3 protein-coding genes are annotated in these 2,258 nt (G+C 40.3%); all 3 read right to left on the reverse strand.

Features of this window, described 5'->3' with window-relative positions; translation table 11 throughout:
* Nucleotides 1–85 precede the first annotated feature (85 nt).
* Genes ftsL through mraZ form a run of 3 tightly spaced genes read right to left on the reverse strand, consistent with a single transcriptional unit; the run spans nucleotide 86 to nucleotide 1,860 of the window.
* Nucleotides 86–418 (reverse strand): cell division protein FtsL, encoded by a 333-nt coding sequence (gene ftsL, locus KKE07_05080; protein MBU4270215.1) that lies wholly within the window; start codon nucleotides 416–418, stop codon nucleotides 86–88.
* Entirely contained in the window at nucleotides 415–1,398 is a 984-nt protein-coding gene (gene rsmH / locus KKE07_05085) for a 16S rRNA (cytosine(1402)-N(4))-methyltransferase RsmH (GenBank protein ID MBU4270216.1), read from the reverse strand. The genes ftsL and rsmH overlap by 4 nt, the downstream gene beginning before the upstream one ends.
* Before the next feature lie 3 nt (nucleotides 1,399–1,401).
* A complete protein-coding gene (gene mraZ, locus KKE07_05090; protein MBU4270217.1) occupies nucleotides 1,402–1,860 on the reverse strand; it encodes a division/cell wall cluster transcriptional repressor MraZ in 459 nt (152 codons plus the stop codon).
* Between the last annotated feature and the right edge of the window lie 398 nt (nucleotides 1,861–2,258).

The raw sequence follows: 2,258 nt of genomic DNA on the forward strand, positions 1-2,258 counted from the left end.
GCCCAACCAACCCCAAAACGATCAGAAATAAAACTACAATTAACGACCAAAGTCGCCACTCATATTCGACTTGCTCTCGCATAAACTATATTTTGATCATTACTACTTCTGAAGATAGAGGTATCTGCATCGCAAGCTGGTGTTGTGCTACCTGCTGAACTCTAGACTGCGCTCCCCAAGCACTATGTTCTAACAACAACTTATTACTTTCTGATTGCAAGTACTCAGTTTCTACTCTTACCTTCTGATTATTAATCGACAAACGACGATTGAGATCTTTAACATAGATCACACCCAAAGCTGAGACCAAACACAAAATCATTAAAAAGAGCATTCTTAGCTCTGAAAGACTAAAACTAAGAGAGACACCCTTGGTAAATGTATTTTCTGCTAATGCTACTCTTGCTACTGCATTCATTTTAATTTCTCCATTATCCTTAACACGGCGCTTCTGGAACGAGGGTTACTTGCAACCTCTTGCTCAGTTGCCCTAATAGCTCGACCCACTGCTCCAAGACACCTTGAAAGTTCCCTATCACATACAGGCACCCATTTAGGTATCCCACCACTTTGCTGCTCTTTAATAAAATTTTTTACTATTCGATCTTCTAGCGAATGAAAACTAATCACCGCTAAACGACCACCAACTTTGAGCATCTTTAAGGACTGATCTAAAAACTCTTTCAGCTCCGTAAGCTCATTATTAATCAATATTCTAATCGCCTGAAAAGTCCTAGTAGCTGGATGCTTGTGTTCCTCCCATCTGGGATGAGCCACACTCACAATTTCAGCCAATCTACCTGTGGTAGTAATCGGTTGAATCTTGCGCTCAGCAACAATATTCTTTGCTATCCTTCTACTAAATTTCTCTTCACCATATTCCTTTAAAACTCTACTAATTTCTTCCTCTTGCGCCGCTTGCAACCAACTAGCTGCGGTGAGCAACTGACTTTGATCCATCCTCATATCTAATGGACCATCGCGCATAAAACTAAATCCACGCTGTGGATCATCAAGCTGCGGTGAAGAAACACCCAAATCAACTAAGATACCACTAACCTTACCCAAGTAATCTAAACCGCCAAACCACGCTAAAAGCTTAGTAAATGAACCTTGTCTCACTATTACTCTAGGATCTTTAAGCTGATGTGCAATCTCAATCGCTTCTTGATCCTTATCTACACAAACTAATACGCCTTTTTCACCCAGAGATTTCAAAATCTCTTGAGAGTGACCACCGCGACCAAAAGTTGCATCTACATAAATTCCGTTTTTATCAACTATCAAGCCATCTATAACCTCATTAACTAAAACTGGTTGATGAGCAAAATGACCATTACCTTCACCTACCACAAATGATGCTTTACTACTTGCTCCCGGTGATCCTCTTTTTTTCATCATTTACAATGACAACAACTGCAACTCTGGCGGTAAAGTATCATTATCACCAATACCTTCATTCAGCCATTTATTGCGTCCTTCGCCCCAAACATTTTTATCCCACAACTCAAATTTTTTACCTTGTCCGACCAATACCAATTGCTTATTAATTGAGGCATATTCTCTTAATAATGGTGGCAACAACAATCTACCATTACCATCCATCTCAAGCTCAGTAGCATGACCAATTAAAAGCCTTTGGATACGTCTGGTTACCTGGTTAAAACTGGGTAAACTTTCGATCTTTTTTTCAATCTCTTCCCAGGTTGGTAATGGGTATAAAAGTAAACAACGCTCTTCAGTATCGATAGTAATAACTAACTGACCCTTAGATTCACTTTCGATCGCAGCACGGTACCTGGCCGGCATACTAATCCGACCCTTGCTGTCTAAATTAATTGCGTTGATCCCTCTAAACATCACGCCCATTACTCCACTTTATTCCACTATCCACCACTTTTTGCCACTATATACCAAAAAAATGGGTTATGTCAAATAGATATAGACAAAATTAACAGTAATCTATTACCCTAAAAAAATCTTATTGCTAACGCTGTTAACGTTTGACTAGTTAGGGGGGGGGTAGAGTTTTATCCGATTTGTTTGTGTGGACCCCGCGGTCGCTAAGAAACGCGCCACGGGGCGACGCCCAGTATGCAATCAAGTTCCGCTCAGACGAAATATGCATTCGTCTTCCCGCGGCTTTGACCGCAGGATCTATATATTACAACGCGAGCTTCAGTTTGCAGCTACTAAAAAATTCAGAATTAGGCATCCACTTTTTAGGTTTAACTAATTAAGTTAGCAATCTCTTTAGC

Source organism: Candidatus Dependentiae bacterium, from assembly GCA_018897535.1.
Lineage (GTDB): Bacteria > Babelota > Babeliae > Babelales > UASB340 > UASB340.